The 23,115-nt window shown below is 73.5% G+C and carries 22 protein-coding genes; 10 read left to right on the top strand and 12 right to left on the bottom strand.

What is annotated here, in order from left to right; all coding sequences use genetic code 11:
- Nucleotides 1–96: 96 nt before the first annotated feature.
- Nucleotides 97–2,733: an aminopeptidase N gene (gene pepN / locus RI138_RS06410; RefSeq protein ID WP_311119115.1), complete on the bottom strand. Its 2,637-nt coding sequence runs from the start codon at nt 2,731–2,733 to the stop codon at nt 97–99.
- A 244-nt stretch (nt 2,734–2,977) separates the two neighbouring features.
- Here pepN and RI138_RS06415 point away from each other — a divergent pair, with 244 nt between their 5' ends.
- Nucleotides 2,978–3,772 carry an MIP/aquaporin family protein gene (locus tag RI138_RS06415; protein ID WP_311119116.1) on the top strand — a complete coding sequence of 265 codons (795 nt, stop codon included), beginning with the start codon at nt 2,978–2,980 and terminating at the stop codon, nt 3,770–3,772.
- 84 nt (nt 3,773–3,856) lie between these two features.
- On the opposite strand, the gene RI138_RS06420 is transcribed toward RI138_RS06415, so the two are convergent.
- Together RI138_RS06420 and RI138_RS06425 are read right to left on the bottom strand one after the other, a co-directional pair.
- Complete coding sequence (locus RI138_RS06420) at nt 3,857–4,234, bottom strand: chorismate mutase (RefSeq protein ID WP_311119117.1); 378 nt, start codon at nt 4,232–4,234, stop codon at nt 3,857–3,859.
- A gap of 25 nt (nt 4,235–4,259) precedes the next feature.
- Complete coding sequence (locus RI138_RS06425; RefSeq protein ID WP_311119118.1) at nt 4,260–5,138, bottom strand: AraC family transcriptional regulator; 879 nt, start codon at nt 5,136–5,138, stop codon at nt 4,260–4,262.
- Between the two features lie 145 nt (nt 5,139–5,283).
- Here RI138_RS06425 and RI138_RS06430 point away from each other — a divergent pair, with 145 nt between their 5' ends.
- Nucleotides 5,284–7,149 (top strand): glycoside hydrolase family 35 protein, encoded by a 1,866-nt coding sequence (locus RI138_RS06430; RefSeq protein WP_311119119.1) that lies wholly within the window; start codon nt 5,284–5,286, stop codon nt 7,147–7,149.
- Nucleotides 7,150–7,162: 13 nt separating this feature from the next.
- Here RI138_RS06430 and RI138_RS06435 read toward each other — a convergent pair whose 3' ends face one another.
- Complete coding sequence (locus tag RI138_RS06435) at nt 7,163–7,942, bottom strand: serine protease (protein ID WP_311119120.1); 780 nt, start codon at nt 7,940–7,942, stop codon at nt 7,163–7,165.
- Between the two features lie 251 nt (nt 7,943–8,193).
- Between RI138_RS06435 and RI138_RS06440 the strand changes: the two genes are divergently transcribed.
- Nucleotides 8,194–9,096 (top strand): hypothetical protein, encoded by a 903-nt coding sequence (locus RI138_RS06440; RefSeq protein WP_311119121.1) that lies wholly within the window; start codon nt 8,194–8,196, stop codon nt 9,094–9,096.
- 38 nt (nt 9,097–9,134) lie between these two features.
- Nucleotides 9,135–9,887 (top strand): ankyrin repeat domain-containing protein, encoded by a 753-nt coding sequence (locus tag RI138_RS06445; protein ID WP_311119122.1) that lies wholly within the window; start codon nt 9,135–9,137, stop codon nt 9,885–9,887.
- Nucleotides 9,888–9,896: 9 nt separating this feature from the next.
- Here the strand turns inward: RI138_RS06445 and RI138_RS06450 are convergent, their stop codons facing one another.
- Both RI138_RS06450 and RI138_RS06455 read right to left on the bottom strand, forming a co-directional pair.
- Nucleotides 9,897–10,475 (bottom strand): GNAT family N-acetyltransferase, encoded by a 579-nt coding sequence (locus RI138_RS06450; RefSeq protein WP_311122812.1) that lies wholly within the window; start codon nt 10,473–10,475, stop codon nt 9,897–9,899.
- Nucleotides 10,476–10,777: 302 nt separating this feature from the next.
- Nucleotides 10,778–11,704, bottom strand: a complete 927-nt coding sequence (locus tag RI138_RS06455) for an SDR family oxidoreductase (RefSeq protein WP_311119123.1) — start codon at nt 11,702–11,704, stop codon at nt 10,778–10,780.
- 96 nt (nt 11,705–11,800) lie between these two features.
- Between RI138_RS06455 and RI138_RS06460 the strand changes: the two genes are divergently transcribed.
- Genes RI138_RS06460 through RI138_RS06475 form a run of 4 tightly spaced genes read left to right on the top strand, consistent with a single transcriptional unit; the run spans nt 11,801 to nt 15,359 of the window.
- The gene (locus RI138_RS06460) at nt 11,801–12,544 is read left to right on the top strand and encodes an enoyl-CoA hydratase family protein (protein ID WP_311119124.1); all 744 of its coding nucleotides are present in this window, start codon (nt 11,801–11,803) and stop codon (nt 12,542–12,544) included.
- A 3-nt stretch (nt 12,545–12,547) separates the two neighbouring features.
- Nucleotides 12,548–13,441: a CoA transferase subunit A gene (locus RI138_RS06465; protein WP_311119125.1), complete on the top strand. Its 894-nt coding sequence runs from the start codon at nt 12,548–12,550 to the stop codon at nt 13,439–13,441.
- Nucleotides 13,438–14,193, top strand: coding sequence for a CoA-transferase subunit beta (locus RI138_RS06470; RefSeq protein WP_311119126.1), 756 nt, complete (start codon nt 13,438–13,440; stop codon nt 14,191–14,193). Before RI138_RS06465 ends, RI138_RS06470 begins: the two co-directional genes overlap by 4 nt.
- The gene (locus RI138_RS06475) at nt 14,193–15,359 is read left to right on the top strand and encodes an NAD(P)H-dependent flavin oxidoreductase (protein ID WP_311119127.1); all 1,167 of its coding nucleotides are present in this window, start codon (nt 14,193–14,195) and stop codon (nt 15,357–15,359) included. Before RI138_RS06470 ends, RI138_RS06475 begins: the two co-directional genes overlap by 1 nt.
- A gap of 93 nt (nt 15,360–15,452) precedes the next feature.
- Here the strand turns inward: RI138_RS06475 and RI138_RS06480 are convergent, their stop codons facing one another.
- The 5 genes from RI138_RS06480 to RI138_RS06500 all read right to left on the bottom strand — a co-directional run bounded on the left by RI138_RS06480 (nt 15,453) and on the right by RI138_RS06500 (nt 20,319).
- Nucleotides 15,453–17,093, bottom strand: coding sequence for a DEAD/DEAH box helicase (locus RI138_RS06480; RefSeq protein WP_311119128.1), 1,641 nt, complete (start codon nt 17,091–17,093; stop codon nt 15,453–15,455).
- 185 nt (nt 17,094–17,278) lie between these two features.
- Nucleotides 17,279–17,482 (bottom strand): cold-shock protein, encoded by a 204-nt coding sequence (locus RI138_RS06485; RefSeq protein ID WP_003969786.1) that lies wholly within the window; start codon nt 17,480–17,482, stop codon nt 17,279–17,281.
- A 213-nt stretch (nt 17,483–17,695) separates the two neighbouring features.
- Nucleotides 17,696–18,853 (bottom strand): acetyl-CoA C-acetyltransferase, encoded by a 1,158-nt coding sequence (locus RI138_RS06490; protein WP_311119129.1) that lies wholly within the window; start codon nt 18,851–18,853, stop codon nt 17,696–17,698.
- 41 nt (nt 18,854–18,894) lie between these two features.
- A complete protein-coding gene (locus tag RI138_RS06495; protein ID WP_179500309.1) occupies nt 18,895–19,506 on the bottom strand; it encodes a TetR/AcrR family transcriptional regulator in 612 nt (203 codons plus the stop codon).
- Nucleotides 19,507–19,536: 30 nt separating this feature from the next.
- The gene (locus tag RI138_RS06500; protein WP_311119130.1) at nt 19,537–20,319 is read right to left on the bottom strand and encodes an SDR family oxidoreductase; all 783 of its coding nucleotides are present in this window, start codon (nt 20,317–20,319) and stop codon (nt 19,537–19,539) included.
- A 106-nt stretch (nt 20,320–20,425) separates the two neighbouring features.
- Here RI138_RS06500 and RI138_RS06505 point away from each other — a divergent pair, with 106 nt between their 5' ends.
- Both RI138_RS06505 and RI138_RS06510 read left to right on the top strand, forming a co-directional pair.
- A complete protein-coding gene (locus tag RI138_RS06505; RefSeq protein ID WP_311119131.1) occupies nt 20,426–21,571 on the top strand; it encodes an acyl-CoA dehydrogenase family protein in 1,146 nt (381 codons plus the stop codon).
- The gene (locus RI138_RS06510; protein WP_311119132.1) at nt 21,571–22,557 is read left to right on the top strand and encodes an acyl-CoA dehydrogenase family protein; all 987 of its coding nucleotides are present in this window, start codon (nt 21,571–21,573) and stop codon (nt 22,555–22,557) included. The genes RI138_RS06505 and RI138_RS06510 overlap by 1 nt, the downstream gene beginning before the upstream one ends.
- Before the next feature lie 40 nt (nt 22,558–22,597).
- On the opposite strand, the gene RI138_RS06515 is transcribed toward RI138_RS06510, so the two are convergent.
- Nucleotides 22,598–23,092 carry a pyridoxamine 5'-phosphate oxidase family protein gene (locus RI138_RS06515; RefSeq protein ID WP_311119133.1) on the bottom strand — a complete coding sequence of 165 codons (495 nt, stop codon included), beginning with the start codon at nt 23,090–23,092 and terminating at the stop codon, nt 22,598–22,600.
- Between the last annotated feature and the right edge of the window lie 23 nt (nt 23,093–23,115).

Here is a 23,115-nt window from a genome sequence, read left to right on the forward strand (position 1 = left end):
CCGCGTACCGCCGCCGCGGTGATCCTTTACGGCTGTGGTGGCGTGGACCGGTCCACGCCACCACAGCCGTACGTGAAGGTGCGTCGGTGCGTCGGGTCAGTCGGCGGTCGATGTCCGTACGGCCAGGGCGCGGCGCAGGTCGTCGAGCTGGTCGACGAGCTTGCGGCGGAGGGCCGGGGTGAGGGCGGGGTCCTCCAGGGCGCGGGTGCCGGTGGCGAGGCTGTCGGGGTCGACGGCGTACGCGGGGAATGCGTGGCGTCCGGCGGCCTCGGCGATGGCGGGGCCCCGGCGGGCGGCGAGGGCGATGGCGTCCGGGTAGAAGCGGGGCACGTACGCGGTCAGGAGGTCTTCCTGTCCGGGCTGCCAGAAGCCTTGGGCCGTGGCGGTGAAGAGGTAGTTGGACAGGGTGTCGTCGGTGAACAGGGCGTCCCAGGCGGTGGCCTTGGCCTCGGGTGTGGGCAGCGCGGCCCGGCAGCGGGCGGCGCCTTCGCGGCCGGTGGCGCTGGGGTCAGCCGCGAGCGCGGCGGCGATGGCGGCCTCGTCGGTGGCGCCGAGGACGGCGAGGCGGGTGAGGATGCGCCAGCGCAGCTCGGGGTCGAGCTCGGGTCCGCCGTGGACGGTGTCCTCCTCCAACCAGCTCTGGAGGGTGTCGGGCTGGGCTGCGGCGTCGATGAAGTGGCGTACGGCGATGAGGCGCAGGCCGGGGTGGGACCCGTCCTCGGTGCGGCGGATGAGGTCGCGGCAGAGGCCGGTGAGGGTGGCGAGGGCGGAGGGGCGGTCCTCGGGGGCGACGTAGCGGGCGGCGATCTGCCCTGCGGCGAAGGACAGGACGCCCTGGACGAGGGCGAGATCGCTCTCGTACGGGAGGTGGGTGCGGGCGGTCGCGAGGTAGGTGGCGGGGGCCAGGTCGCCGTCGCGGACCATGTCGCGGGCGGTGTTCCAGACGACGGCCCGGGTGAGGGCGTCGGGAATGGCGGAGAGGTCGGTCAGGACGGTGTCCCAGGAGGCGGCGTCGAGGCGGACCTTGGCGTAGGTGAGGTCGCCGTCGTTGAGGACGACGAGGGCGGGGCGGCGGCCGGGGCGGACCGTGGGCGTCCCGTCACCGGGTACGTCGATCTCGAAGCGGTCGCGCGGGGCGAGGTGGCCGGGGCCCGCCTGGGTGTTGAGGGCGTGGTCGAAGGTGGAGACGGCGATGCGGTGGGGGCGGCTGCCGTCCCGGGTGACGGTGAGGGCCCAGGACTGGCCGTTGCCCTGCCCATGGCCCTGACCGTTCCCGGCGGGACCGGCAGAACCGCCAGAACCGGCGGGGGCGGCGGGGGCGGCGGGCGCGGTGCCGTCGGCCACCTCCGCGGTCAACGTGTCGATGCCTGTGGTGCGCAGCCACTGCTCGGCCCAGGCGTGGACGTCGCGGTCGGTGGCGGAGGCCAGGTTGTCGATGAAGTCCGCGAGGGTGGCGTTGGAGAACTTGTGCCGGGCGAAGTGGGTGTTGATGCCCGTGAGGAAGTCCTTCTCCCCGAGCCAGGCGACGAGTTGGCGCAGGGCGGAGGCGCCCTTGGCGTAGCTGATGCCGTCGAAGTTGAGGAGCGCGGACGCGGTGTCGGGGACGGCGTCGGGGTCGGGCGCGACGGGGTGCGTGGAGGGCCGCTGGTCGGCGTCGTAGCCCCAGCCCTTGCGGGCGACGCCGAAGTCGACCCAGGTGTCGGGGAATGGGGTCTCCCCTGCTCGGACGGAGTTGAGAGCTCGGGGAAGGGCGATCTCGGTGAGCGTCTGGTAGCCCATGTACTCGGCGAAGGACTCGTTCAGCCAGATGTCGTCCCACCAGGCAAGGGTGACGAGGTCGCCGAACCACATGTGGGCCATCTCGTGCGCGATGACCATGGCCCGGGTCTGGCGCTCGGTGTCGGTGACGGCGGAGCGGTAGACGAACTCGTCGCGGAAGGTGACGAGTCCGGGGTTCTCCATGGCGCCCGCGTTGAACTCGGGGACGAAGGCCTGGTCGTAGGAGTCGAAGGGGTAGGGCTCGTCGAACTTCTCGTGGAAGCGGTCGTAGCAGGCGCGGGTGATGTCGAGGATCTCGTCGGCGTCGGCGTCCAGGTACGGCGCGAGGGAGCGGCGGCAGTGGATGCCGAAGGGCAGTCCGGCGTGCTCGGTGGTGACCGAGTGCCAGGGGCCCGCGGCGACGGCGACGAGGTAGGTGGAGATGAGAGGGGTGGGGGCGATGGACCAGCGGCCCTCCCCCGTGTGCTCGGCGACCCCGTTGCCGAGGACGGTCCAGCCCTCGGGGGCGGTCACGTCGATGGCGAAGACGGACTTGAGGTCGGGCTGGTCGAACGCGGCGAAGACCCGCTGGACGTCCTCCATGAACAGCTGGGTGTAGAGGTAAGTCTCGCCGTCGGTGGGGTCGGTGAAGCGGTGCATGCCCTCGCCGGTGCGCGAGTAGCTCATGGTGGCGTCGATGTGCAGCTCGTGGGGGCCTGCGGCGAGGCCGGTGAGCGGGTAGCGGTTGCCGTCGAGGAGGGCGGGGTCCAGGGGCTGTCCGTCGAGGCTGACCGAGCGCAGGGTGGCGGGCTTGACCTCGACGAAGGTGTCTCCGGCCGCGCGGGCGGTGAACCGGATGGCGGTGCGGGAGTCGAAGGTCTCCTCACCGGTGGTGAGGTCGAGGGCGATCGTGTACCGCTCCACGTCGAGGATCTGGGCTCGGGTCTGCGCTTCGTCGCGCGTCAGTACGGACATGCGCCCCATGCTGCCGTACGGGGTACGGCGGGCGCAGCGGGGTTCTCCCTCGGCGGACGGGCGGAGCGGGGGCGGGCGGGCCGGGCGGAACGGGGGCGGGCGGATACCCCCGGGGGGCTGTTGCGCGTACCATCTCCTCGGCGCGGCACATCGAGTACCGGGGTTGTTCCTCATGACGCTCACGCCTGCGCACGGTCCGATCATTCCGCCGGTTCCGCCGGTTCCGCCGGTTCCGCCGGTTCCTGTGATTCAGACCGTTCCGGTTCCGGTTCCGGTTGTCGAGATCGTTCCGCTGGTTCCGGTTGTTCCGCCGCCCTCGGACGGCCGCCCGGCGCCGCAGCCATCGTACGATCCCCTTCTGCCGCGGGCCGTCTGCGAGTTCGCGCTGACCGCGCTGCTGCTGTTCCTCATCGTGTCGAGCGTGCGGTGGCTCGTCGGTCCGGACCCGGCGGCCCCGGTCGCCCACCCGGCCGTGCTGGGCTGCGTCGTCGGGACCGTGCTCGTCCTGCTGCTGACGTCCCCGCCCGGGCGGCGCTCGGGAGGCCATCTGAACCCGGCCGTCACGCTCGCGCTGTGGCGGCTCGGGGCCTTCCCGGGCCGTGACGTCGTCCCGTACGCCGTGGGACAGCTGGCCGGGTCGGTGCTCGGGGCGTGGCTGGGCGGGCTGGTATGGGGGCCGGCGGCGGTACTGCCGCCGGTCCGTCACGCCTCGGTGCGGGCGGATCCGGCGTGGGGCGGCGCCGCCATCCTGGCGGCCGAGGCGGGAGTCCTCGCCGGGTTCACGCTGCTGCTCGCCGTGCTCCTCGGGTCTCCGGGCGGGCGAAGACTTCTGCCGTACGCGGTGGGTCTGGTGGTGGCCCTGGTCGTCGCGGTGCTGGGTCCGTTGAGCGGCGGATCGGCGAACCCCGCCCGGCAGTTCGGCCCGGCGCTGCTGGCCGGGGACGCCGGGCGGCTGTGGGTGTACCTGCTGGGGCCGGTCCTGGGGGCGGTGCTCGGCGCGTGGCTGGCGGGGTGGGTGGGGCTGCGGCGGTACCGGTAGCGGTCCAGGGGGGCGCCGCCAGCGGGGTGGGTAGCGGTCCGGGTGGCAGTCCGGGGGTCCGGGGGGGGGGCGGTCCGTCTGTGCTCAGCCGTTCGCCACCTCGCTCTTCGCCACCTCGCTCTTCTCCGCCCCGCTCTTCTCCGCCCCGCCGTTCTCGGCCTCTTCGGCGATGCGCTCGTGGTGGCGGATCACCTCGGCGATGATGAAGTTCAGCAGCTTCTCGGCGAACGCCGGGTCCAGGTTCGCGCTCTGCGCCAGCTGCCGCAGGCGGGCGATCTGGCGGGTTTCCCGGGCGGGGTCGGCGGGCGGCAGCCGGTGGTCCGCTTTGAGGCGGCCGACCTGCTGTGTGGCCTTGAAGCGCTCGGCCAGCATGTGGACGACGGCGGCGTCGATGTTGTCGATGCTCTCGCGCAGCCGGTTCAGCTCGGCCTGTACGGACGCGTCGATCTCGCTCGTGCTCATGGTGAGCGAGCTTAGACGCCCGGGTTCACGGCCCGATCGTCGGCGGGTCGTCCGGGTCGGGCACCCGGTCGCTCCAGCCGCCCGGCACGCTGCGGCCCTGCTGTTCACGGAAACGGACGGGGGCCGTGCCGACGCGGCGGGCGAAGAGGCGGGAGAAGTAAGCGGGGTCGTCGTAGCCGACGCGGCGGGCGACGGCGGCGACGGGGAGGTCGGTGGCGGCGAGAAGCTCCTTGGCCCGGCCGAGGCGGATGCCCAGCAGGTAGTCCTTGGGGCTGCACCCGGCTCCGCGCCGTACGGCGGTACGCAGTTCGGCGGGGGTCATGCCGTGCCGGGCGGCGTGCTCGGCGACCGTGAGCGGCTGGAACGCGTCGCGGGCCAGCGCCTGGAGCACCGGGTCGCCGTCGGGCCCGATGTCGGCGCGGACGCGGCGCAGGGAGACGAGGAGTTCGTGGACGGCGGCCCCGGTCTCGACCTCCAGGAGGGGGTTGCCGCGGCGGGCGGCGCGCACGATGCGGCCGACGGCGGCGCGGGGGGCGGCTGTGTCGGAGAGGGGGACCAGGGGGCGGTCGGGCTCGATGTAGCCGAGTTCGGTGTAGGTGGCGGTGGCGGGCCCGGTGAAGTCGACGAAGCTCTCGTCCCAGCCGGTGCCGGGGTCCGCGCCGTAGTGGTGGGGGGTGCCGGGAGTGAGCCAGATGAGGCTGGGTCCGGTGACGGGGGTGCGGCGACCGTCGGGGCCCTTGAACCACCCGGTGCCGGAGTTGACGATCACGGCGACGTGGTGGTCCAGGGTGCGCGGTCCGACGGTGGGCAGCGCGCCGTGCTGGAGGCCGACGCCGAGGCAGGCGAGGCCGAGGCGGTGGTGGAGCGGGCTCGGCGTGAAGAAGCGCATCCAGGTGTGGTACATCGCGGCCTTCCTCTCCCGGGCGGTTCGCTGCGTCCAACCAGCAGCGATCTTTGTCCATGGACCCGGTGCGCGCCAGAGGTGAAGGTGGTCGGACCAATTCACCCGGGGCCTCCCGGGGACGGGAGAGCAGGAGAGCACGAGCGCGATGACGGACTTCACCGTGGGGGACGACCACTTCCGGCTCGACGGGAAGCCCGTACGGCTGCTGTCGGGCGCCCTGCACTACTTCCGGGTGCACGAGGCGCAGTGGGAGCACCGGCTCGGGATGCTGGCGGCGATGGGGCTGAACTGCGTGGAAACATACGTCCCGTGGAATCTGCACGAGCCGCGCGAGGGCGACCTGCGGGATGTGGGGGCGCTCGGCCGGTTCCTGGACGCGGTGCGGCGGGCCGGGCTGTGGGCGATCGTGCGGCCGGGCCCGTACATCTGTGCCGAGTGGGAGAACGGCGGGCTGCCGGTCTGGGTGACGGGCCGGTTCGGGCGGCGGGTGCGGACGCGGGACGCGGAGTACCGGGCGGTGGTGGAGCGGTGGTTCCGGGTGCTGCTGCCGCAGGTGGTGGAGCGGGAGATCGGCCGCGGCGGCCCGGTGGTCCTGGTGCAGGCCGAGAACGAGTACGGAAGCTACGGTTGCGACGCGGTGTATCTGGAGTGGTTGGCGGGGCTGCTGCGGGAGTGCGGGGTGACCGTTCCGCTGTTCACCTCGGACGGGCCCGAGGACCACATGCTGACGGGCGGGTCGGTGCCCGGGCTGCTGGCGACGGCGAACTTCGGTTCCGGTGCGCGGGAGGGCTTCGCGGTGCTGCGCCGTCATCAGCCGAAGGGGCCGTTGATGTGCATGGAGTTCTGGTGCGGCTGGTTCGACCACTGGGGGTCCGAGCCCGTCGTACGGGACGCCGTGCGGGCGGCCGACGCGCTGCGGGAGATCCTGGAGTGCGGGGCGTCGGTGAACATCTACATGGCGCACGGCGGGACGAACTTCGCGGGCTGGGCGGGGGCGAACCGGTCCGGTCCGCTTCAGGACGGGGCGTTCGAGCCGACGGTGACGTCGTACGACTACGACGCGCCCGTCGATGAGTACGGGCGGGCGACGGAGAAGTTCCGGCTGTTCCGGGAGGTCCTGGAGGGCTACGCCGAGGGCCCGTTGCCCGCGCTGCCGCCGGAGCCGGTGGGGCTCGCGGGGCCGGTGCGGGCGGAGCTGGACCGGTGGGCGCCGCTCGGGGGCGTACTGGAGGCGCTGGGTGATCCGGAGTGGCCGGAGTCCGGGGTGCCGCCGACCTTCGAGGAGCTGGGCGTGGACCGGGGGCTGGTGCGCTACCGGGTGGCGGTGCCGGGGCCGCGTGTTCCGTATCCGCTGCGTGCGGTGGGGCTGCGGGACCGGGCGGTGGTGTATGTGGACGGGGTCCGGGCCGGGGTGCTGTCCGAGGAGAGCGGCACGCTGCCGGAGCCGGTGGCGGGCCCGGCGGAGGTCGAGTTGTGGGTGGAGTCGCTGGGCCGGGTCAACTACGGGCCGAGGCTGGGCGAGGCGAAGGGTGTCACGGGCGGGGTACTGCACGAGCGGCAGTATCTGCACGGGGTACGGGCCCGGGCGCTGCGGCTGGACGCCTTCGGGGACGCGGACGCGGTGGCGGCGGTCCCGTTCCGCCCGGTGGGGGCGGCCGGCGGGGCCGCTGGCCTGTCCGGTGCCGGTGACGGGGCCGGTGGTGCGGGGCGGACGGGGCTGTTCCGGGGGACGTTCGTGATCGGCGACGGTATCGGGGGCATCGCGGGCGTGGATCACGCGGGGTTCGAGCTGCCGGGCTGGACGCGCGGATTCGCGTGGGTGAACGGCTTCTGCCTGGGCCGGTACTGGTCGGCGGGCCCGCAGCGAACCCTGTACGTCCCCGGGCCGGTGCTCCGCGAGGGCGTCAACGAGGTGTGGGTGCTGGAGCTGGAGGGTGCGGGCGAGCCGTGGGCCGAGCTGGGTCCGGGGGCGCCCGTGCGGACGGGCACCCCCGGGGTGGTTCAGCCGTGATCACTCACGGGTGTCAGAGCAAGGCGGCCGCGGAGGCGATGGCGGACGCGAAGGTCGAGACCTCGGCGTAGACCCCCGGGTAGCCGGGCCGGGCGCAGCCGTAGCCCCAGCTGACGATGCCGACCTGGATCCACTCACCCGCGTTGTCCTTGCGGAACATGGGGCCGCCGGAGTCGCCCTGGCAGGTGTCGACGCCGCCGGTGTCGGGGTATCCGGCGCAGATCTCCTCGGCCGCGACGAGTTCGTTGCCGTAGGCGGCGCGGCAGGCGGCGTCGGAGACGAACGGGACGTTGGCCTTGAGCAGGTGGCGCTGCTGGCTGCCGCCCTCGCGGTTGGCACCCCAGCCCGCGACGGTGAAGGTGCCCTGGTTGTAGGCGGTGATGGTGGCGATCTTCAGAGTGGGCTGGTTGATGGGCCGGGCGAGCTTGATGAGCGCCCAGTCCTTTCCGACGCCGTTGTAGCCGGGGGCCCGCAGGACCTTGGTGGACCGGACCTTGACGGCGTTGGGCGACCGGAGGTCGACGACGCCGCCGGTGGCGGTGATCGAGGTGTTGTTGCCCGATCGGCTCACGCAGTGGGCGGCGGTGAGGACGATGTCCTGGGCGTAGAGGGCGCCGCCGCAGCCCATGGAGAGCCGGACCATGAACGGGAACTCGCCCTGGGCGGCGCGGGTTCCGCCGACGACGGGGTTGGGGGCGGCGGACGCGGTGACGGGCTGGAGGCCGACGACCGCGATCGCGACGGTGGCGACGGCTACGGAACATCTCTTCAGCGCACGCAGGAGCTGCTTCACGGGCTGCCTACTTTCGTGGGGGGTTCGCTGTGGGAACCACGACAGGGCACGTCGACGTACTAGTCATGCACCCGTCAAGGCGATCCGATTATCGGGAAATCGCCACCACCCCCACAAGGCGCACTTTTCGGCCAGGCCGTGACGGCGGGTTCCTCCCCTCCGCCGCTGCGGATTCCGGCCCCTTCCGGCGCCCCGGCCTACAGTGGAGGTCCGTTGAACGTCCGAACGTCACGGAGGATGGGGGTTTCGACGTGGCGAACGGCCCTCCGGGCGCACCGGTCGTCCGCGGCTTTCCGCACCTGGACACGGTCCGCTCCGCCATCACCGCCCTCTACCGGCGGCTCTCCCGGGACGGCGTCCACGCCTACGCCACCAGCCTCGCCCCCGCCGACGCCGCCTTCGGCGACGAGGACGATCTGCATCTGGGCGCCCAGCGGGTGGCGCGCGCCCTGGTCCAGCACCTCCGCCTGCCCGACGCCCGCATGATCGTCGGCTTCCGGACGATGGAGCACGCGGCGAGCGTCGAACTGACCGCGGGCCCCGAGTACTTCATCGAGCTCAACGACCGCTTCCGCACCCACCGCAGGGACGTCGGCGCGGCGCTCGCGCACGAGATCACCCATGTACTGCTGCACCGGCTCGGCCTGGAGTTCCCCGGCACCCGCGCCAACGAGATCCTGACCGACACGACGACGGCCTACCTCGGCGCGGGCTGGCTGCTGCTGGACGCCTTCCGGGAGGACGCCACCTCCCGCCAGAAGCTCGGCTACCTGACCCCGGAGGAGTACGGATACGTCCTGGCCAAGCGGGCGTTCGCGTTCGGCGAGGACCCCTCTCCGTGGTTCACCAGCCCGCAGGCGTACACCGCGTACACCAAGGGGCGGGAGCGGGCCCTGCACGACCTGCGCAGACCCCCGCTGGCCGCCGCGGGCTGGGCGGGCCGCCGCCGCTACGCCAAGGACCGGCGCTACGCCCAGGACCACCCCGGCGCCGGCCCGGACCTGAACGTTCCGTACGCCTTCGAGACCGGCGGCGAGGGGCTGCGCGTCTCCTTCCCCTGCCCCACCTGCCACCAGCGCATCCGGCTTCCCGTCCGGGGCCGGGTCAGCGCACGCTGCGGGCTGTGCCGTACGCGCCTGGAGTGCGACACCTGACCTCGGGCGTCGTCGCCGGCCCACCGTAGGGTCGAAGCATGACGAACGAGCCGATCAGGGACGAACCAAGCCTGTTCGACGCGCTGTACGAGGACGAGAACGCGGTCGTACGGGCGCTGCGCGCCGGTGCGCGGGCCGAGTCGAGCGACGAGGAGGGCACGACCGCGCTCTATCTGGCATCGGTCCACGATCGCCCGGGGACGGTGCGCCTGCTGCTCGCGGCCGGGGCCGACCCCGACCGGGCGAGCGGACCCGGGGCGAGCGATCTGCCGCTGTGCGGGGCGGCGTGCGGCGGTCACACCAAGGTGGTGGAGGCGTTGCTGTCCGCCGGGGCCCGGCCGGACCTGCGCGAGGCGTTCGGCTTCACGGCGCTGCGCTGGGCGGTCGGCCTGGGCCACGCCCCGACGGTGGAGCTGCTGCTCTCCCGGGGCGCGGACCCGCTGCTGCCCGGCCCGCAGGGGGAGTCGATGCTCGTCCTGGCGGCGCGGCGCGGATCGGTACGGACGGTACGGGCGCTGCTCACGCACGGCGCGGGGGCGCCGGGCCAGGAGCCCGTGGTGGCCCTCGCGCTGGCCGAGGCGCGGCGGCTGGCCGGGCTCGATCCAGAACGGGAGTTGCTGCGGCGCCTGGAGGAGACGTACGGCACCGGGCTCGACGCGGTGGTGCGGCGTGAGCGGAGGGACGGCGAGGAGACCGTGACGGTGGAGCTGCTCCGGGACGGGGCGCCGTCGGCGGGAGCCGACCAGCACACGGGGCACGAGGAGATCGCGGCGCTGCTGGAGGAATGGTGACGGCAGCCCCTACTCCTCCCGCTGCCACGCCTCCCGGGTGAGTCCGTACTCCACCTCTCCGTGCTCCGAGCCCTCGATGGCATCCGGCCAGTCCTCGGTGTAGGAGCGGAGGAAGGCCAGCCCGGCCTTCTCCATCACCCGGCGGGACCCCGCGTTGACGGCCATGGTGTTGGCGGTCACGCGTTGCGCCCCGAGGTCGGTGAACCCCTTGCGCACCAGGGCCCGCGCGCCCTCGGTGGCGTAACCACGGCCCCAGGCGGCCCTGTTCAGCCGGTAGCCGAGTTCGACGACGGCGGGGTCGTGGTCGTCCAGCGGCCGGAGTTCGAACCAGCCGAGGAACGCGCCGGTGGTCTTCTCCTCGGCGGCCCAGAATCCGCGGGTCCCGGTGCACGGGTGGTCGTGCAGGAGCCGGGGCAGGGTGCGTTCCTGGATGTCCTCGCGGCTCGTGGGGCGGCCGCCGTTGATGTAGCGCATGACCTCGGGGTCGTTGTCGAGCGCGAGCAGGTCGGGGGCGTCGGCGGCCGTGAACGGCCGCAGCACGAGCCGGTCGGTCTCCAGGAAGGCCTGGGACGCCTGGGAGCGCTGGATACGGAAAGCCAGCCCCTCCGGGCTCCGCGGCAGCGTCAGGCCTTCGGAGCCGCTGACGAGATCACCGCCGTGTTCACAGGCCCGGGCGGCGACGGCGTCCGGATCGTCCGGATCTCGGGCCTGAAGGTCCATCCAGCAGAACTCGTTCATCGGGTCGGTGCCGTGTTCCTCTCGTCGTTCCTGCCATCGTTCCTGTGGTCGGGTGCGCTCCGCGCGTGCCCTCTGCTGGATACCGGGTGCCGGAACGCCCGCGCAAGCGGGTTTCCGGTGCAAGCGGGTTTCCGGCGCACCGCACGGACCGGCTACGGAGCCCCGTACACCGGCTGCGGCTTCTCCGCGCCCGCCAGCAGCCGGCGTACCGTCTCCCCCGCCTCGGCCGGGGTCCTGCGGGCTCCCCGGTCGTCGCCTGGGCCCGGGCGCCAGCCCTCCATGAGGGTGATGCGGCCCGCCTCGGCCTCGAAGACGCGGCCGGTGACGCCGTCGCTCGCGGCGGAGCCGAGCCAGACGACGAGGGGCGAGACGTTCTCGGGGGCCATCGCGTCGAACCGCCCCTCCCCCGGGGCCGCCATCGTCCCGGCGAAGGTCTGCTCGGTCATCCGGGTCCGGGCAGCCGGGGCGAGGGCGTTGACGTGGACTCCGTACCGGCCCAGTTCGGCCGCCGCGACGAGGGTGAGGGCCACGATGCCCGCCTTGGCGGCCGCGTAGTTGCCCTGGCCGACGCTGCCGAGGAGCCCCGCGCCGGAGCTGGTGTTGATCACCCGGGCCATCGGCGTCCGCCCGGCCTTGGCCTCGGCCCGCCAGTGGGCGGCGGCGTGTTTCAGGGGCAGGAAGTGGCCCTTGAGGTGGACCCGCGTCACCGCGTCCCAGTCGTCCTCGTCCAGGTTGACGAGCATCCGGTCGCGCAGGAAGCCCGCGTTGTTGACCAGGGTGTCGAGCCGCCCGAAGGCTCCCAGGGCGGTGGTGACCAGGGAGGAGGCGCCCTCGGTGGTGGCGATGTCGCCGCCGTGGACGACGGCCTCGCCGCCCGCCGCCACGATCTCCTCGACGACCTCCCGGGCCGGGCCGCCGGAACCTCCGTCCCCGCCCGGCCCGACACCCAGGTCGTTGACGACGACGCGGGCCCCCTCGGCGGCGAAGGCGAGCGCGTGGGCCCGGCCGAGGCCGCGCCCGGCGCCCGTGACGGCGACGACCCGGCCCGCGCAGAGTCCGGCAGCAGTGGGTGCGGTCATCTCATCTCCCGTGGAAGTGGGACCGGTTGGCGGGCGGGGGCGTGACTGCTACCGTCCACCTAACAAATGTTTGGTGGAAAGGTAGCTGATCCTCCGATGACTGTCTCCACCGCGCACCCCGCCGACGGCGTCCGCGTCGTCACCGTCGACCGCCCGCCCGTCAACGCGCTTCCCGTACAGGGCTGGTACGACCTGGCCGACGCCGTACGGGCGGCGGGCCGCGATCCGGAGGTGCGCTGCGTCGTCCTGGCCGCCGCCGGGCACGGCTTCAACGCGGGCGTCGACATCAAGGAGCTGCGGCGCGACCCGGGGCACAGCGCCCTGATCGGCGCCAACCGGGGCTGCGCCGAGGCGTTCGCGGCGGTGTACGCGTGCGAGGTCCCGGTCGTCGCCGCGGTACAGGGCTTCTGCCTGGGCGGCGGCATCGGGCTCGTCGGGAACGCCGACGCGATCGTGGCGAGCGAGGACGCCGTCTTCGGTCTGCCCGAGCTGGACCGGGGCGCGCTCGGCGCCGCGACGCACCTGGCCCGGCTGGTCCCGCAGCACCTGATGCGGACGCTGTACTACACCTCGCGCACGGTCACGGCCGCCGAGCTCCTCACTCACGGCTCGGTCTGGCGTGTGGTGCCGGCCTCGGAACTCCTGGACTCCGCACTGGAGTTGGCGGCGGAGATCGCCGCCAAGGACGGCCATCTGCTGCGCCTGGCCAAAGCTGCCCTCAACGGCATCGACCCCGTCGACGTACAGCGCAGCTACCGCTTCGAGCAGGGATTCACCTTTGAAGCGAACCTCGCCGGGACCGCCGCCCGGGTCCGCGACACCTTCGGCAAGGAGGCCTGAACCATGAGCACGGTGCCCCCGGCGCGCGACAAGACCATGACGCCCGAGGAGGCCGTCGCCCGGCTCAGCAGCGGCATGACGGTCGGCATCGGCGGCTGGGGGTCGCGCCGCAAGCCGATGGCCCTGGTCCGGGCGCTGCTCCGGTCCCCCGTCACCGATCTCACGGTGATCTCCTACGGCGGCCCGGACGTCGGGCTGCTCGCCGCCGCGGGCCGGATCCGCCGGCTGGTCACAGCGTTCGTGACGCTCGACTCGATCCCGCTGGAGCCGCACTACCGGGCCGCCAGGCAGCGCGGGGCCTTCGCGCTGACGGAGATCGACGAGGCGATGTTCATGTGGGGGCTGCACGCGGCGGCGAACCGGCTGCCCTTCCTGCCGGTGCGGGCAGGCATCGGATCGGACGTCATGCGGGTCAACCCCGAGCTGCGGACGGTGACTTCACCGTACGAGGACGGCGAGGAGTTCGTCGCGATGCCCGCCCTGCGGATGGACGCGGCACTGGTCCACCTCAACCGGGCGGACCGCCTCGGCAACGCCCAGTACCTGGGCCCCGACCCGTACTTCGACGATCTGTTCTGCGAGGCCGCCGACACCGCGTTCGTCTCCTGCGAACGCCTCGTCGGCACAGCGGAGCTGACGGGTGACGGAGACCGCTCCCCGCAGACCCTGCTGGTGGGGCGGCACTCGGTCACAGGGGTCGTGGAGACGCCGGGCGGGGCGCACTTCACCTCGTGCGTCCCCGACCACCCGCGCGACGAGCCGTTCCAGCGGGCGTACGCGGCCGCGGCGGCGGCCCCCGCCGCCTGGGCGGAGTTCAGCGCGCGCTTCCTGCCCCCGGACGGCGACGAGAAGAGCTACCGAGAAGCGGTCCGCACCTGGCACGAGGAGCAGCAGTGAACGCACCCGCACCCGTCTCCGGGAACCCCACCCGCGCCGAGCACTGCGTGATCGCCTGCGCGGAGGCCTGGCGCGGCGACGGCGAGGTGCTGGCCAGCCCGATGGGCGCGGTGCCGTCCGTCGGCGCACGGCTGGCCCGCCTCACCTTCGCCCCCGAACTGCTGCTCACGGACGGTGAGGCGACGATCGTCGGCCCGGACGGCGCGGCCGAGGGCTGGCTCCCCTACCGCAGGCACCTCACCCTGGTCACCGGCGGGCGGCGGCACGTGATGATGGGCGCGAGCCAGATCGACCGGTTCGGCAACCAGAACATCTCCTGCATCGGCGACTGGGAACGGCCCTCCCGCCAGTTGCTCGGCGTACGCGGCGCCCCCGTCAACACCCTGAACAACCCGGTGAGCTACTGGGTGCCGCGGCACTCCCGGCGGGTCTTCGTCGAACGCGTAGACATGGTCTGCGGAGTCGGCTACGACCGGGCCGCGGCGGCGGGCCCCTCGGCCACCCGTTTCCACCGCATCCCCCGGGTCGTCAGCGATCTCGGGGTCTTCGACTTCGCGACCCCCGACCGCTCGATGCGGCTGGTCTCGGTCCACCCGGGCGTCACGGTGGACCAGGTCCGCGAGGCGACGGCCTTCACACTGACGGTCCCCGACGACGTCCCTCGCACCCGGTCCCCCTCCCCGGCCGAGCTCCGCCTGATCCGCGAGGTCATCGACCCCTCGGGCACCCGCGACCGCGAGGTCCGGGCCTGATGCGCACCGCCCTGACCGACCTCACCGGCGTCCGCCACCCGATCGTCCAGACCGGGATGGGCTGGGTGTCGGGCCCCCGCCTGGTCACCGCGACCGGGCGCGCCGGGGCGCTCGGCATCCTGGCCTCCGCGACCATGTCACCCGAGCAACTGCGTTCTGCCGTACGGGAGGTGAGGTCCCGGACCGACGCCCCGTTCGGGGTGAACCTGCGGGCGGACGCGGGGGACGCGCGGGAGCGGGTGCGGATCATCGTCGAGGAGGGCGTACGGGTGGCGTCGTTCGCGCTCGCCCCGTCGCGGGAGCTCATCGCGGAGCTGAAGGACGCGGGCGTGGTCGTCGTCCCGTCGGTGGGCGCCCGGCGGCACGCGGAGAAGGTGGCGGCCTGGGGCGCGGACGCGGTGATCGTGCAGGGCGGGGAGGGCGGCGGCCACACGGGAGAGGTCGCCACCACGGTGCTGCTGCCGCAGGTGGTCGACGCGGTGGACATCCCGGTGGTCGCGGCGGGCGGCTTCCACGACGGGCGCGGCCTGGTCGCGGCGCTGGCGTACGGGGCGGCGGGCGTGGCGATGGGGACCCGGTTCCTGCTGACCTCGGACTCGACGGTCCCGGACGCGGTGAAGGCCCGCTATCTGGCGGCCACGGTCAAGGACATCACCCTGACGAGCGCCGTGGACGGGCTCCCGCACCGGATGCTCCGTACGGAGATGGTTGCCGCGCTGGAGAGCGCGGGCCGGCTGCGCTCGCTGTCGCAGGCGGTGCGCCGGGCGTCGCACTTCCGCCGGATCTCCGGGCTGAGCCTGCCGCGCATGGTGCGGGACGGGCTGGCGATGCGGCACGGCAAGGACCTGAGCTGGAGCCAGGTGCTGCTGGCGGCGAACACGCCGATGCTGCTGCGGTCGGCCATGGTGGACGGCCGGACGGACGCCGGCATCATGGCGTCGGGCCAGGTGGCGGCCCTGATCGAGGATCTGCCGAGCGTGGCGGAGCTGGTGGCCCGGATCATGGCGGAGGCGGACGAGGCCCTGGCGGCCCTGCTCGACCCGTACGCAGCACACCGGCATCCCCAGGACCGGACGGCCGCCCCCGGCCCGTCCGGCGCCGAGGGCACCCCCGTCGATCCCCCGCCCGACGACCGGGGGGCCGTCGCAGGCCCGTCCGGCGCTTGAGGGCACCCGCCGTGCCCGGCGACCGGACCGGGGCCTTCGGGGCTCCGCCCCGGCCCCCGGTCCTCAGTCGCCGGACAGGCCCGGGCCGGTGCCCTACGCGGCCCGGCGCCCCCGCGAAGGCGCGCCGGAGCGGCCCGTACCCCGGGACTCCCCACCGGAACGCGCGACGCCGCCGGAACGGCCCGCGCCCCCGCCCTGGGCGCCGCCACCGGCACCACCGGAACCGGCCCCGCGCCGTCCCCGCCCCCGGCTCCCGGAGCGCACCGCGCCCCCGCCGGAGCCCGCCGGACCGCCCGAGCGGGTCCGCTGCTTCGGCGGGGTCGGCTGCGGGACCTCGATCACGATCGCGACGCCCGAAGGCTCCCGCGCTCCCGTGATCCGGGACAGCTCGGCGTCGCTGGAGGTGACCCGGGTGGTGCGCGGCGCGATGCCCGCGTCCTGCATCAGCCGGGTCATCTCGCGCTTCTCCTCGGGCAGCACGAGCGTGACGACGCTGCCGGACTCCCCGGCGCGCGCCGTGCGCCCGCCGCGGTGGAGGTAGTCCTTGTGGTCGGTCGGCGGGTCCACGTTGACGACCAGGTCCAGGTCGTCGACGTGGATGCCGCGGGCGGCGACGTTCGTCGCGACGAGCGCGGTGACCTGGCCGTTCTTGAACTGGTCCAGGGTCCGGTTGCGCTGCGGCTGGGAGCGCCCGCCGTGCAGGGCGGCCGCCCGGACACCGCTGGCGAGCAGCCGCTTGGCGAAGCGGTCGGCGGCGCGCTTGGTGTCGACGAACATGATCACCCGGCCCTCACGGGCGGCGATCTTCGTGGCGACGGCCTTCTTGTCGGTCTCGTCCAGGACGTGGAGCACGTGGTGCTCCATCGTGGTGACCGCACCGGCGGACGGGTCGACGGAGTGCACGACCGGGTCGGTGAGGAACATCTTGACGAGCCGGTCGATGTTCTTGTCGAGGGTCGCGGAGAACAGCATCCGCTGGCCGTCCGCCTCGACCTGCTTGAGCAGGGCGACGACCTGCGGCATGAAGCCCATGTCGGCCATCTGGTCGGCCTCGTCGAGGACGGTGATGGAGACCTCGTCCAGGCGGCAGTCGCCGCGCTCGATGAGGTCCTTGAGCCGGCCGGGGGTGGCGACGAGGACTTCGGCGCCGCGCCGCAGGGTGGCGGACTGCTTGGTGATCGACATGCCGCCGACGACGGTGGCGAGCCGCAGGTTCACGGAGGTCGCGTACGGGGTCAGCGCGTCGGTGACCTGCTGGGCCAGCTCACGCGTGGGGACGAGGACCATGGCGAGCGGGGCGCGCGGCTCGCTGCGGCGTCCGGCGGTGCGGGCCAGCAGCGCCAGGCCGAAGGCGAGGGTCTTGCCGGAGCCGGTGCGGCCGCGGCCGAGGATGTCCCGGCCGGCCAGCGAGTTCGGCAGGGTCGCGCCCTGGATCGGGAACGGCTCGGTGACGCCCTGCGCGGCGAGGGTCTTCAGCAGCGCGGCGGGCATGTCCAGGTCGGCGAAGGCGTCGACGGACGGCAGTGCGGGAGTCACCGTCTCGGGCAGGGCGAACTCGGCGGGCGGTGCGACGGCGGCCTTGCGGCGGGCCGGAGCCTTGGAGCCCTGGACCTTGGAGCGGGGTGCGCCGCCCCGGCCGTTCGACGGCGACTGGGCTGCCCCGCCCTGGCCGCGGCCTCGGCCACGGGCCGGACGGGAGCGGGGGGTGCGGTCCTGGCGTTCGGAGCTGGTCATACGGAATTGCCCTCCTGGGGGATTCCTGGGCAACTGCCGAATGGGTTTACTGCGATGTGCCGGCCCGGCCGTCCGTGGTGCGCCCCCAGGATGTGCGCACAGAACGGTTTGTTGCTCGGACAGCACAAACCGGGGCCCGCACCTTCACGGTGCGGGCCCCGGTCAGCGAGGTACGCGTCCGGCAATTAGGCCGGGACGATGTTCTCCGCCTGCGGGCCCTTCTGGCCCTGCGTGACGTCGAAGGAGACCTTCTGGCCCTCCTGGAGCTCACGGAAGCCCGAGGTGGCGATGTTGGAGTAGTGGGCGAAGACGTCGGCGCCGCCGCCGTCCTGCTCGATGAAGCCGAAGCCCTTTTCCGAGTTGAACCACTTCACGGTTCCAGTAGCCATGTCATTCTCCTAAAAGAGGTGCAGTGCCGGAAATCCGCACTTTACGGATTCCAAGTCGCCGCATTGAGCCCCATCCGGAGAAAGCCGGAAAACAATAAAGCGCCTGAGGAAGCATTCCCGTCAGGCGCACATAAAGTTCATGGGTACCAAAACTGCAACGGGAAACACCTTAGCACGTCCTCCCCCGCGGCGGTGGATCACACCGCAGGGTGTTCAGAGCCGTTCGACGATGGTGACGTTGGCCTGCCCGCCGCCCTCGCACATGGTCTGGAGGCCGTAGCGGCCGCCGGTGCGTTCCAGTTCGTGCAGGAGTGTCGTCATCAGTCTGGCGCCGGTGGCACCCAGCGGGTGTCCGAGCGCGATGGCGCCGCCGTTGACGTTGACCCGCTCCGGGTCCGCGCCGGTCTCTTTCAGCCAGGCGAGCACGACCGGTGCGAAGGCCTCGTTGATCTCGACGAGGTCGATGGCGTCGATGGTGAGGCCGGTCTTCTTGAGTGCGTACGCGGTGGCGGGGATCGGGGCCGAGAGCATCCGGATCGGATCCTCGCCCCGTACGGACAGGTGGTGGATGCGGGCGCGGGGGGTGAGGCCGTGTTCGGCCACGGCCCGCTCCGAGGCGATGAGCAGGGCGGCGGCGCCGTCGGAGACCTGGGAGGAGCAGGCGGCGGTGATGGTGCCGCCCTCCACGACGGGGCGCAGTCCGGCCATTTTCTCCAGGGTGGTGTCGCGGCGCGGCCCCTCGTCCACGGTGACGTCCCCGTGGGCGACGGTCTCGCGGGCGAAGCGGCCCTCGTCGATGGCGCGGACCGCGCGCCGGTGGGAGGTGAGCGCGAACTCCTCCATGTCCCGGCGGCCGATGCCCCACTTCTCCGCGATGAGCTGGGCTCCGTGGAACTGGTTGACGGGGGCGTCGCCGTAGCGGGCGCGCCAGCCCTCGCTGCCCGCGTAGGGCCCCTGCGTGAGGCCGAGGGGTTCGGCGGCCTGGCGGGAGGCGAACGCGATGGGGATCTGGGTCATGTTCTGCGTGCCGCCCGCGACGACGAGGTCCTGGGTGCCGGAGAGGACCCCCTGGGCGGCGAAGTGGACGGCCTGCTGGGAGGAGCCGCACTGCCGGTCGATGGTGACGCCGGGCACCTCCTCGGGCAGCCCGGCGGCGAGCCATGACGTACGGGCGATGTCCCCGGCCTGCGGCCCGACGGTGTCCAGGCAGCCGAAGACGACGTCCTCCACGGCCGCCGGGTCGACGGCCGCGCGGGCGATCAGCTCCTTCAGCACATGCGCGCCGAGGTCGGCGGGGTGGACGGCCCCGAGGCCTCCCCCGCGCCGCCCGACGGGGGTGCGTACCGCTTCGACGATGTAGGCCTCGGCCATGGCTGCTGCTCCTCGATGCGCTCGGGGTGAACGGGCGGGGGTTACGTACGCGGGGCGATCCCGTCGAGCACCATCGAGAGGTACTGGCGGGCGATCTCCTCGGGGCTGTGGTGTCCGCCGGGCCGGTACCAGGAGGCCGCGACCCAGACGGTGTCGCGGACGAAGCGGTAGGTGAGGCGGATGTCGAGGTCGTCGCGGAAGACGCCTTCGGCGACACCGCGTTCCAGGGTGCCGAGCCAGGCCTTCTCGAACCTGGTCTGCGAGTCGGCGAGGTAGGCGAAGCGCGGCTGGGTGGCGAGGTGCTTGGACTCCTTCTGGTAGATCGCGACGGCGGGGCGGTGCCGGTCGATCTCCCGGAAGGACTCGGTGACCAGGGCCTCGATGGTCTCGCGGGGGCCGAGCCCGGCCGCCAGGACCGCGTCGTAGCCCTGCCAGAGCTCGTCGAGGAAGGTGGCGAGGATCTCGTCGAGCATCGACTCCTTGGAGTCGAAGTGGTAGTAGAGGCTGCCCGCGAGCATGCCCGCCTCGTCCGCGATGCGGCGCACTGTGGTGGCGTTGTATCCCTGGGCGGCGAAGACCTCGGCGGCGGTGGCGAGCAGTTCGCGACGCCGCTCGGGCGTGGGGGTCACCTGGGGCTTCTTCTTGGTAGGCACCCGGCCATTGTCCGCCCGCCGCCGCTCTCCTCACGCATGCTGGCTGCTGACGGGGACGACCTCGCCGGTCATGTACGAGGAGTAGCCGCTGGCGAGGAAGACGATCACGTTGGCGACCTCCCACGGTTCCGCGTACCGGCCGAAGGCCTCCTTCCCGGTGAGTTCGGCGAGGAGTTCGGCGGAGGTGACCTTGGCCAGGTGGGGGTGCATGGCGAGACTGGGGGCGACGGCGTTGACGCGGACCCCGTAGTCGGCGGCCTCGACGGCGGCGCAGCGGGTGAGGGCCATGACGCCCGCCTTGGCGGCGGCGTAGTGGGCCTGGCCGCGCTGGGCGCGCCAGCCGACGACGGAGGCGTTGTTGACGACGGCTCCCCCTCTCCCGGCGGCCTTGAGGGAGCGGAGGGCGGCGCGGGTGCAGCGGAAGGTGCCGTTCAGGGTGACGTCGAGGATCTTCGTCCACTGGTCGTCGGTCATCTCGGTGAGCTCGGCGGTGCCGCCGAGTCCCGCGTTGTTGACGACGACGTCGAGGCCGCCGTGGACGCGTTCGGCGTGTGCGAAGAGGGCCCCCACCTGGTCCTCGTCGGTGACGTCGCAGGTCAGGGCGGAGACGTGGTCGGTGCCGAACTCCTCGGCGAGGGCGTCCGCGCTCTCCTTCAGCCGTCGGGCGTGAGCGTCGCTGATCACCACGCGGGCGCCCTCCTCCAGGAAGCGGCGGGCGGTCGCGCCGCCGATCCCGGCTCCGGCGGCGGCGGTGACGACGGCGGTTCGGCCGGTCAGCAGTCCGTGTCCCGGCAGGTACTGCGGTGCGCTCATGGCCTCTCTCCCCGCGACTTCTCGACGGTGCCTGGGCCGTACGTTAACCTACCAAACACTTGTTAGGGAACGGTCGGCGGTGAGGCACGCGGAAGGCGGGCGCGTCATGGATCTGGCGCAGACAGCACGGACCGAAGCGCTGCGGGCCGAGGCCCGGGCCTGGCTGCGGGACCACGTACCCGCCCGGCCGCTGCCCTCCCTGGAGACGGAAGAGGGCTTCGCCGCGCACCGGGAGTGGGAGGCGCTGCTGCACACGGGCCGGTGGTCGGCGGTCTCCTGGCCCGAGGAGTACGGGGGCCGGGGCGCGGATCTCTTCGGCTGGCTGGCGTTCGAGGAGGAGTACTGGGCGGCGGGCGCGCCCGGCCGGGTCTCGCAGAACGGCGTGAGCCTGCTCGCCCCGACGCTCCTGGCCCACGGCACGGCGGAGCAGCGGGCCCGGGTGCTGCCCCCGATGGCGGGCGGCGAGGTGGTCTGGGCGCAGGCCTGGTCGGAGCCGGAGGCCGGGTCGGACCTGGCGGCGCTGCGGTCGCGGGCGGTGCGCACGGAGGGCGGCTGGCTGCTGTCGGGGCAGAAGACCTGGTCCTCGCGGGCGGCGTTCGCGGACCGGGCGTTCGGGATCTTCCGTACGGACCCGGGGGCGGCGAGACCGCATCAGGGGCTCACGTACCTGATGTTCGGGCTGCGGGACCCCGGGGTCACCGTGCGTCCCATCGGCCGGCTCGACGGGAAGCCCGCGTTCGCCGAGATCTTCCTGGACGAGGTGTTCGTACCGGACGAGGACGTCATCGGGGAGCCGGGGCAGGGGTGGCGCATCGCCATGTCGGCCACCGGCGACGAGCGCGGCCTCACCCTGCGCTCCCCCGGCCGCTTCCTGGCCGCCGCCGACCGGCTGGCCGAGCTGTGGCGGCAGGCGGGCGACCCGGCGGACACGGCGATACGCGACCGGGTGGCGGACGCGGTGATCGGGGCACGGGCGTACCGGCTGTTCACGGCCGCCTCCGCGTCCCGGTTCGCGGCGGGGGCGGCCCTCGGCCCGGAGTCCAGCCTGAACAAGGTGTTCTGGTCGACGTACGACATCGCGCTGCACGAGACGGCGCTCGACCTGCTGGACCCGGACGCGGAGGCGGCGGACGGGGAGTGGGCGCAGGGGTACGTCTTCGCGCTGGCGGGGCCCGTCTACGCCGGGACGAACGAGATCCAGCGCGACATCATCGCCGAGCGGCTGCTCGGCCTGCCGAAGGGACGGCGCTGATGCGTTTCCTCCTGGACGACGAGCAGCGGGAGTTCGCGCGTTCGCTGGACGCGCTGCTGACGGCGGCGGACACCCCGGCGGCCGTACGCGCGTGGGCCGCCGGGGACCACGGTCCGGGGCTGGCCCTGTGGCGGCGGCTGGCGGAGGCGGGGGTGTTCGGCCTGGCGGTCCCGGAGGCGTACGGGGGTGCGGGCCCGCTCCCCGTGGAGACGGCCGTCGCCTGCGTGGAGCTGGGGCGGCACGCGGTGGCGGGCCCGGTGGCGGAGAGCGTGGCGGCTGGGGTGCTGCTGGGCGGGGTGGGCGGCCCGGCGGCCAAGGAGTGGCTGCCGAGGATCGTGTCCGGTACGGCGGTGGTGTCGCTGGTCCTGGAGGGGTACGGGCCGTACGCGCTGGACGGGGACGCGGCGGACGCGGTGTTCACGGTGACCGGCGACGAACTGCGGCTCGCACCGGGACCGGGCGCGACGCCCCCCTCCATGGACCCGGCGCGGCGGCGCTCCCGCCCGGTGGCGGGCGGCGAGGTGCTGGCCGCCGGGGCGGGGGTGGGCGAGGCGGCGCGGGCGGCGGGCGACTGGGCCGCGTTCGCGACGGCGGCGCAGGCGCTGGGCTGCGGGGAGGCGCTGCTGCGGTCGACGGTGGCGTATGTGAAGCAGCGCACCCAGTTCGGGGTGCCCGTCGGCTCCTTCCAGGCCGTCAAGCACCGCCTCGCGGACACCCTGCTCGGCCTGGAGTTCGCGCGCCCGCTGCTGTACGGGGCGGCGGTGGAGCTGGCCGAGGGGGCGCCCGGGGCCGGGGCGGCGGTCGCGGCGGCGAAGGTGGCGGCGGGCGAGGCGGGGTACGCGGCGGCCCGCACCGCGCTGCAACTGCACGGCGCGGTGGGGTACACCGAGGAGCTGGACCTCGCGTGGTGGCTGCGCCGGGCCCGGCCGCTGCGCGACGCGTGGGGGACGCCGTCGGAGTGCCGGGCCCGGGTGCTGGCGGGGTGAGTGTCCCCTGAGCCGGGGACGCCTCGGCCGCCGGGCGTCGTCACTTCCGGCGTACCGTGCGCAGCGGCTGCCCCGGCCGCCAGGACTGGATGACCAGGGAGTCGCCGTCAAGACCGATGCGGACCACCTCGGTCAGCTCCGCACGGAAGAGGTGGAACGGTTCGGGCGGGGTGGCCTCCTCGATGAAGCGGGCGATGACCGCCGGGTCGGTGATCTCCACGGCCCGGCCGCTGACGCGGACGTCGCCGTCCTTCATCTCGGCGTCGGGGCCCGGGTTGGCGTGGAGCGCGAAGCGCGGGTCGCGTCGCAGGTCCAGGGCCTTGCGGGAGTCCGGCATCATGCCGAGCAGCAGCTCGTCGAAGCGGAAGTCGGCCTCCAGGCCGGTGACGCGGGGCGAGCCGTCCTTCCGCAGGGTGGCCAGGACGTGGTGCTTGTAGAGCCGGAAGCGGCGTTGCACGGTGGCGGCGAAGTCGGGCTCGGCGGTGGCGAAGCCGCCCCAGGAAACCGGTGCGGGCGAAGGCGATGAAGATGTCATGGGCGCTATGGAACACCGGATAC

This window comes from Streptomyces durocortorensis (assembly GCF_031760065.1).
Classification (GTDB): domain Bacteria; phylum Actinomycetota; class Actinomycetes; order Streptomycetales; family Streptomycetaceae; genus Streptomyces.

Bases quoted from the DNA above. Each gene is read 5' to 3' on its own strand.
- RI138_RS06505 (WP_311119131.1), top strand. From the start codon at position 20,426: ATGGATCTGGCGCAGACAGCACGGACCGAAGCGCTGCGGGCCGAGGCC.
- RI138_RS06430 (WP_311119119.1), top strand. From the start codon at position 5,284: ATGACGGACTTCACCGTGGGGGACGACCACTTCCGGCTCGACGGGAAG.
- RI138_RS06445 (WP_311119122.1), top strand. From the start codon at position 9,135: ATGACGAACGAGCCGATCAGGGACGAACCAAGCCTGTTCGACGCGCTG.
- RI138_RS06510 (WP_311119132.1), top strand. From the start codon at position 21,571: ATGCGTTTCCTCCTGGACGACGAGCAGCGGGAGTTCGCGCGTTCGCTG.
- RI138_RS06425 (WP_311119118.1), bottom strand. From the start codon at position 5,138: ATGTACCACACCTGGATGCGCTTCTTCACGCCGAGCCCGCTCCACCAC.
- RI138_RS06475 (WP_311119127.1), top strand. From the start codon at position 14,193: ATGCGCACCGCCCTGACCGACCTCACCGGCGTCCGCCACCCGATCGTC.
- RI138_RS06460 (WP_311119124.1), top strand. From the start codon at position 11,801: ATGACTGTCTCCACCGCGCACCCCGCCGACGGCGTCCGCGTCGTCACC.
- RI138_RS06490 (WP_311119129.1), bottom strand. From the start codon at position 18,853: ATGGCCGAGGCCTACATCGTCGAAGCGGTACGCACCCCCGTCGGGCGG.
- RI138_RS06480 (WP_311119128.1), bottom strand. From the start codon at position 17,093: ATGACCAGCTCCGAACGCCAGGACCGCACCCCCCGCTCCCGTCCGGCC.
- RI138_RS06500 (WP_311119130.1), bottom strand. From the start codon at position 20,319: ATGAGCGCACCGCAGTACCTGCCGGGACACGGACTGCTGACCGGCCGA.
- RI138_RS06420 (WP_311119117.1), bottom strand. From the start codon at position 4,234: ATGAGCACGAGCGAGATCGACGCGTCCGTACAGGCCGAGCTGAACCGG.
- pepN (WP_311119115.1), bottom strand. From the start codon at position 2,733: ATGTCCGTACTGACGCGCGACGAAGCGCAGACCCGAGCCCAGATCCTC.
- RI138_RS06465 (WP_311119125.1), top strand. From the start codon at position 12,548: ATGAGCACGGTGCCCCCGGCGCGCGACAAGACCATGACGCCCGAGGAG.
- RI138_RS06515 (WP_311119133.1), bottom strand. From the start codon at position 23,092: ATGACATCTTCATCGCCTTCGCCCGCACCGGTTTCCTGGGGCGGCTTC.
- RI138_RS06485 (WP_003969786.1), bottom strand. From the start codon at position 17,482: ATGGCTACTGGAACCGTGAAGTGGTTCAACTCGGAAAAGGGCTTCGGC.
- RI138_RS06455 (WP_311119123.1), bottom strand. From the start codon at position 11,704: ATGACCGCACCCACTGCTGCCGGACTCTGCGCGGGCCGGGTCGTCGCC.